This window comes from Pseudomonas sp. 24 E 13, assembly GCF_900004715.1.
Classification (GTDB): Bacteria; Pseudomonadota; Gammaproteobacteria; order Pseudomonadales; family Pseudomonadaceae; genus Aquipseudomonas; species Aquipseudomonas orientalis_A.
Window position 1 is genome coordinate 30391 of record NZ_CVTO01000159.1, and the last position, 6677, is coordinate 37067.

Sequence of the window (6677 nt, forward strand, 5' to 3'; positions counted from 1 at the left end):
GATGGGTGAATTATTTCGTGTCCGCTTGTATCTGAAGTGACAGAGCGGTGCCATCGCAGCGATGGCACCTCCCCGTTCAGCTTCTAGAGTGGCCCGCATGAAATTACGTAAGAAACGCGTCAGTCCGATCGGATTGAACGACATCACCATCGTCGACGACAACAAGATGCGCAAGGCGATCACCGCGGCCGCATTGGGCAACGCCATGGAATGGTTCGACTTTGGCGTCTATGGTTTTGTCGCCTATGTGCTGGGCAAGGTGTTCTTCCCGGACGCGTCCCCCAGCGTACAAATGATCGCTGCACTGGCCACTTTCTCCGTGCCCTTCCTGATCCGTCCACTGGGCGGTCTGTTCTTTGGCGCCCTGGGTGACAAATACGGGCGGCAGAAGGTCCTTGCCGCCACCATCGTGATCATGTCCCTGAGCACCTTCGCCATCGGCCTGATTCCCGGTTATGCGTCCATTGGTATCTGGGCGCCGATCCTGTTGCTGCTGTGCAAAATGGCCCAGGGCTTCTCGGTGGGCGGCGAATACACCGGCGCGTCGATTTTCGTTGCCGAATACGCCCCGGACCGCAAACGCGGCTTCCTGGGCAGTTGGTTGGACTTCGGCTCGATTGCCGGCTTCGTACTGGGCGCGGGCGTGGTGGTATTGATTTCCACAGTGCTCGGTGAAGCCGAATTCGAGGCCTGGGGCTGGCGCCTGCCGTTCTTCCTGGCCCTGCCGCTGGGCATCATCGGCCTGTACCTGCGTCACGCCCTGGAAGAGACCCCGGCGTTCCAGCAACATGTCGACAAGCTCGAACAGGGTGACCGCGAGGGCCTCAGCCATGGCCCCAAGGTGTCGTTCAAGGAGATCGCCACCAAGCATTGGCGCAGCCTGCTGACCTGCATCGGTATCGTCGCGGCCACCAACGTGACCTACTACATGCTGCTCACGTACATGCCCAGCTACCTGTCGCACAACCTGCATTACGCCGAAAACAGCGGCGTGTTGATCATCATTGCGATCATGGTCGGCATGCTGTTCGTACAACCGTTCATCGGTTTTGTCAGCGACAAGATCGGCCGCAAACCCTTCATCATCGCCGGCAGCATTGGCCTGCTGTGCCTGTCGATTCCGGCGTTCATGCTGATTACCAGCGGCAAGACCGGGCTGATCTTCAGCGGCCTGCTGATCCTGGCGATCGTGCTGAACTTCTTTATCGGCGTAATGGCCTCCACGCTGCCAGCTATGTTTCCTACACATCTGCGCTACAGTGCATTGGCCAGTGCGTTCAACGTCTCGGTGCTGATTGCCGGCGTCACGCCCACCGCAGTGGCGTGGCTGGTGGAAAGCACCAACGACCTGTACATGCCGGCTTATTACTTGATGGTATTCGCCGTGGTAGGCCTGATTACCGGTCTGACCATGAAGGAAACCGCCAATAAACCCCTGCGAGGCGCGGCCCCGGCGGCGTCGGATATGGAAGAGGCCAAGGAATTGCTGCAAGAGCATCATGACAATATCGAGCAGAAGATCGAGGACATCGATGCCGAAATTGCAGCCCTCCAGGCCAAGCGGGAAAACCTGGTGCAGCAGCACCCACGGATTAATTAAGACCTGACTGTGCGTGGTCGCGGCCTGCGGCCACGCACATTGGAGTGATCACATGGTTCCAAGCGTCACCTATGCACAATCGCTCCTGAGCGCCGACGAACGCGCGGCCATCGCCGAAATCGAAGCGAGCACCAATATTCTCAAGCTGGTCACCCGCCTGACCGGTATGCGCTTTGCCGGCATCGCCAAATTCACCGACCTGGAGTGGGTGGTGTGCTCGGCCTATGACCCTCTGCAGATGGGCATCCACGTCGACGACGTACTTGACCTGGAAACCACCCTGTGCAGTGAATTCTGCATTAACCCCCAAGCCCTGTTCGTGCCGCAGATCAGCGTCGACGGGCGCTTTGCGTCGCGTCCGGTGGTCAAGAAATACGCCATCGAAAGCTATGCCGGCGCGCCGATTTTCCTGCCCGACGGGCGCCTGTTCGGTGCGCTGTGCGCGCTCGATTCACGCGCCATGCTGTTCGACGATCCCAACCTGCCGGAAACCCTGAGCCTGTTCGCCCGACTGATCGGCTGCATCTTCTACGCTAACCTGGCCCCGGCCGATCAGTGACCGCCGCCCTGCCCGTCCAGCATCGCTCGCTGCATCCTCGTGTTGCCAACAGCGCTACTTGAAGAAATGACTCGGCGTCTTGCCAAACTGTTTCTTGAACATGCTGGTAAAGGCGCTCGGGCTGTCATACCCAAGCTTCAGGGCCACATCGATAATCTTCTCGCCCACCGCGATGCGCTCCAGCGCCAGCAGCAAGCGTGCCTGTTGGCGCCACTGGCCGAAGGTCATGCCGGTTTCGCGACGGAACAGGCGCTGGATGGTGGTTTGATCCAGGTCCAAACGCGCGCTCCAGTCAGCGACCGTGGACGCATCACTTGGGTCTTGCTGCAAGGTCAGGCAGATGCGGTTGATACGCGGGTCGGCGGGCTGCGGCAGGGATAAGGGCAGTGCGGGCAGGATCGCCAGCTCATCGAGCATCAGGCGCATGATCCTGGCGTCGCGCGAGTTCTCGGCATAGGGTGGTTTCAAGCTGACCGAGGCCTTGATCAATTCACCCAGCAACGGCGACACCGTCACCGCCTTCGGCTCGGTCGGCAGGTTGGGAAAGCTGTCCGGGCGCACGAAGACACTGCGCATTTTCAACGTGCCCACGCAGCGCAGCGCATGCACATGCCCGCAGGGTATCCAGAAGCCACGGTTGGGGGGCACCGTCCACTGGTTCAGCGCCGAATGCACCACCATCACGCCCTCGATGGCGTAGAGCAACTGATGCTTGTTATGACAGTGTTCGGGAATCACCCAGTTTTGCGGATAATCAGTGGCCGAGCTGATGACGGCCCAATCGCCTTCATCGATCTCCTGAAGGAATTTGTCGAGGGATTTGATGATTTCGCCCTTTTTGCGAGGTTTTCTGCCCGAATTTCGCGAGACAGGCATTTTTGCCGACTCTAGCATAGCGCCCGAAACAATTAGAAATGGGCCGTCGGCTCACGTACTGTCTGCCCTTGTTAGCTGCCTTGTATGGAATGCCTGAATGTCGACCCTCACTGCGACACCCGCCGCTGCAACCACCACGCCCCAGATAAGCCCGCTGGTCATGCGCGTGCTCGGCGCCTGCGCCCTGGCGCACCTGATCAATGACTTGATCCAGGCCGTGCTGCCGTCGATCTACCCGATGCTCAAGGCCAACTATGGCCTGACGTTTACCCAGGTCGGCCTGATCACCCTGACCTTCCAACTGACCGCCTCCCTGCTGCAACCGTGGATCGGCTACCACACCGACCGTCACCCCAAGCCCTGGCTGTTGCCGGCGGGCATGGTCTGCACCTTGATCGGCATCCTGATGCTGGCATTCGTCGGCAGCTTCCCCGCGATTCTGTTGGCGGCGGCGTTGGTGGGAGTCGGCTCGTCGACGTTTCATCCGGAAACGTCCCGCGTGGCACGCCTGGCCTCCGGCGGCCGCTACGGTTTGGCGCAATCGACCTTCCAGGTCGGCGGCAACACCGGCAGCGCCTTCGGCCCGTTGCTGGCGGCGGCCATTATCATTCCCTACGGCCAGTCCCATATCGCCTGGTTCGGCCTGTTCGCGGTGTTCGCAATCGGGGTGCTGTACGGCTTGAGCCGCTGGTACCGCCACCACCTCAACCTGTTCAAGCTCAAGCAAGGCGGCCAGGCGACCCACGGCTTGTCCAAAGGCCGCGTGACCTTTGCCCTGGTGGTACTGGCGCTGCTGGTGTTCTCCAAATATTGGTACATGACCAGCCTGACCAGCTACTTCACGTTCTACCTGATCGAAAAATTCCAGCTGTCGGTCGCCAGCTCCCAAATGTACCTGTTCCTGTTCCTCGGCGCGGTGGCCGTGGGCACCTTCGCCGGCGGACCGATCGGCGACCGGATCGGCCGCAAGAAAGTCATCTGGTTCTCGATTCTCGGCGCCGCGCCGTTCACCCTCGCCCTGCCCTACGTGGACCTGTTCTGGACTGCCGTACTCAGCGTGGTCATCGGCTTTATCATCGCCTCGGCGTTCTCGGCCATCGTGGTGTTCGCCCAGGAACTGGTGCCGGGCAATGTCGGCATGATCGCCGGGATATTCTTCGGCCTGATGTTCGGTTTCAGCGGGATTGGCGCGGCACTGCTGGGCTTGCTCGCGGATCACCATGGCATCGAATACGTCTACAAAATCTGCTCGTTCCTGCCGCTGGCGGGCATCCTGACGATCTTTTTGCCTTCGACCAAAGGCGTCTGACTCTGTGGGAGGGGGCTTGCCCCCGATGGCGGTGTTTCAGTCAAGTAGATGCCGACTGACACATCGCTATCGGGGGCAAGCCCCCTCCCACATTGGTACGTGTCGTCTAGGTGCGTCGCGTAAACCCATTGACGACGATATACAACAACGGCCCCACCGACACGAACACCGCCGTCAACAGGAAATAGGGGATCAACGACGCCACGGAGCGCCCTCGCCCGCGCGCGTCCCGGTACATCCACACACACGCCAGGATCGCCATCAGGTACAGGTCGATCACCACTTGCGCGGTGTCCGGCCGCGACATCAATTCCTGGCCGAACGCAATGAGCGATTGCTCGGCCGTCAGCATCGTCGCCACGGTATACAACGAAAAGCCGAGCAAAGCGGCCAGGGCGATGTAGGGTTTAGGCATGTTCTCCTCCTTGGAGTGCAATGTGGATGATCAGGCCGCTTACCTTAGCAGTAAGCTGGCACTGGCAAATATCTGTACGTAGACTGCCGTCATACCTCCATTCGAAGGCGGCGAAAAAAACCTGATGCAAGTTACCGAAGTCTCCATTGCCCAATTGCGCGCTGCGCTTGAATCCGGCCACACCACTGCCGTTGAACTGGTGCGCGCCTACCTGGCGCGGATCGAAGCCTATGACGGCCCGCAGACCGCTACCGCGCTGAATGCTGTGGTGGTGCGCAATCCCGACGCCTTGAAGGAAGCCCAAGCGTCCGATGCACGCCGGGCGCAAGGCCAGACCCTGGGGCCGCTGGATGGCATTCCCTATACCGCCAAGGACAGTTACCTGGTCAAGGGCCTCACCGCCGCGTCCGGCAGCCCGGCATTCGCCAAGCTGATCGCCCAGCGCGATGCCTTCACCATTGAGCGCCTGCGCGCCGGCGGCGCCATCTGCCTGGGCAAGACCAATATGCCGCCCATGGCCAACGGCGGCATGCAGCGCGGTGTCTATGGCCGTGCCGAAAGCCCGTACAACGCCGCTTACCTCACTGCACCGTTCGCCTCGGGTTCGTCCAATGGCGCCGGCACGGCGACGGCGGCAAGCTTCGCCGCATTCGGCCTGGCCGAAGAAACCTGGTCGAGCGGTCGCGGCCCGGCCTCCAACAACGGCTTGTGTGCGTACACGCCTTCGCGTGGGGTGATTTCGGTGCGCGGCAACTGGCCGCTGACCCCGACCATGGACGTGGTGGTGCCCTATGCGCGCACCATGGCGGACCTGCTGGAAGTGCTCGACGTGGTGGTCGCCGACGACCCGGACACCCGTGGCGACCTGTGGCGCCTGCAACCCTGGGTGCCGATTCCCAGCGTCAGCTCGGTACGCCCGGCATCGTATGCCGAACTCGCAGAGGGCAGCGCGGCCCTCGCCGGCAAACGCTTCGGTGTGCCGCGCATGTACATCAACGCCGACCCCGAGGCCGGCACCAGCGAAAAACCGGGGATCGGCGGGCCGACCGGGCAGAAAATCCACACCCGCGCCTCGGTGATCGAGCTGTGGCAGGCCGCGCGCCAGGCTCTGGAAGCCGCCGGCGCGGAAGTCATCGAGGTGGATTTCCCCTTGGTGTCCAATTGCGAAGGCGACCGCCCCGGCGCGCCGACGGTGTTCACCCGTGGCCTGGTGCCCCGGCAGTTTCTGCACGATGAGTTGTGGGAACTGTCGGCCTGGGCCTTTGATGATTTCCTGCGCGCCAACGGCGACCCGGCCTTGAACCGCCTGGCGGATGTCGATGGCCCGAAAATCTTCCCCCACGACCCCGGCACCCTGCCCAACCGCGAAGACGACCTGGCCGCCGGCATGGACGAATACGTGCGCATGGCCCAGCGCGGTATCACGCCGTGGAACGAGATCGACACATTGCCTGACGGCTTGCGCGGTCTTGAGCAAACCCGTCGCCTGGACCTGGAAGACTGGATGGACACCCTGCGCCTCGACGCGGTGCTGTTCCCGACTGTGGCTGATGTTGGGCCCGCTGATGCGGATGTCAACGAAGCTTCTGCCGATATCGCCTGGAGCAATGGCGTGTGGGTGGCCAATGGCAACCTTGCCATTCGCCATCTCGGCGTGCCTACGGTCACCGTCCCGATGGGGGTGATGGCGGACATTGGCATGCCGGTCGGGCTGACGTTTGCCGGGCGGGCCTATGATGATTCGGCGCTGTTGCGCTTTGCGGCGGCGTTTGAGGCCACTGGTAACAAACGGGTAATTCCGCCGCGGACACCGCCGCTGTAAGCCGATTAGTTGTCGTGTTCCGAGGTTCAAATGTGGGAGGGGGCTTGCCCCCGATGGCGGCCTCTGGGCCGACCAGGATGTTGGATCAGATCGAGT

The 6677-nt window shown here is 61.7% G+C and carries 6 protein-coding genes; 4 read left to right on the forward strand and 2 right to left on the reverse strand.

Features of this window, described 5'->3' with window-relative positions; translation table 11 throughout:
* Positions 1-97: 97 nt before the first annotated feature.
* Positions 98-1600, forward strand: a complete 1503-nt coding sequence (proP, locus tag BFP90_RS25855) for a glycine betaine/L-proline transporter ProP (RefSeq protein WP_065898315.1) — start codon at positions 98-100, stop codon at positions 1598-1600.
* A 52-nt stretch (positions 1601-1652) separates the two neighbouring features.
* Positions 1653-2159 (forward strand): GAF domain-containing protein, encoded by a 507-nt coding sequence (locus tag BFP90_RS25860; protein WP_065898316.1) that lies wholly within the window; start codon positions 1653-1655, stop codon positions 2157-2159.
* A gap of 54 nt (positions 2160-2213) precedes the next feature.
* On the opposite strand, the gene BFP90_RS25865 is transcribed toward BFP90_RS25860, so the two are convergent.
* Complete coding sequence (locus BFP90_RS25865; protein WP_065895419.1) at positions 2214-3035, reverse strand: AraC family transcriptional regulator; 822 nt, start codon at positions 3033-3035, stop codon at positions 2214-2216.
* A 97-nt stretch (positions 3036-3132) separates the two neighbouring features.
* On the opposite strand from BFP90_RS25865, the gene BFP90_RS25870 reads away from it, so the two are divergent.
* Positions 3133-4344, forward strand: coding sequence for an MFS transporter (locus BFP90_RS25870; protein ID WP_065885307.1), 1212 nt, complete (start codon positions 3133-3135; stop codon positions 4342-4344).
* 106 nt (positions 4345-4450) lie between these two features.
* Here the strand turns inward: BFP90_RS25870 and BFP90_RS25875 are convergent, their stop codons facing one another.
* Complete coding sequence (locus BFP90_RS25875; RefSeq protein WP_065898317.1) at positions 4451-4759, reverse strand: DUF2834 domain-containing protein; 309 nt, start codon at positions 4757-4759, stop codon at positions 4451-4453.
* Positions 4760-4880: 121 nt separating this feature from the next.
* On the opposite strand from BFP90_RS25875, the gene BFP90_RS25880 reads away from it, so the two are divergent.
* Complete coding sequence (locus BFP90_RS25880; protein WP_065898318.1) at positions 4881-6581, forward strand: amidase; 1701 nt, start codon at positions 4881-4883, stop codon at positions 6579-6581.
* Positions 6582-6677: the final 96 nt, after the last annotated feature.

What these genes read in the sequence shown, in the direction of transcription:
- proP (WP_065898315.1), top strand. Translation starts at nt 98, where the DNA reads ATGAAATTACGTAAGAAACGCGTCAGTCCGATCGGATTGAACGACATC.
- BFP90_RS25860 (WP_065898316.1), top strand. Translation starts at nt 1,653, where the DNA reads ATGGTTCCAAGCGTCACCTATGCACAATCGCTCCTGAGCGCCGACGAA.
- BFP90_RS25865 (WP_065895419.1), bottom strand. Translation starts at nt 3,035, where the DNA reads ATGCCTGTCTCGCGAAATTCGGGCAGAAAACCTCGCAAAAAGGGCGAA.
- BFP90_RS25870 (WP_065885307.1), top strand. Translation starts at nt 3,133, where the DNA reads ATGTCGACCCTCACTGCGACACCCGCCGCTGCAACCACCACGCCCCAG.
- BFP90_RS25875 (WP_065898317.1), bottom strand. Translation starts at nt 4,759, where the DNA reads ATGCCTAAACCCTACATCGCCCTGGCCGCTTTGCTCGGCTTTTCGTTG.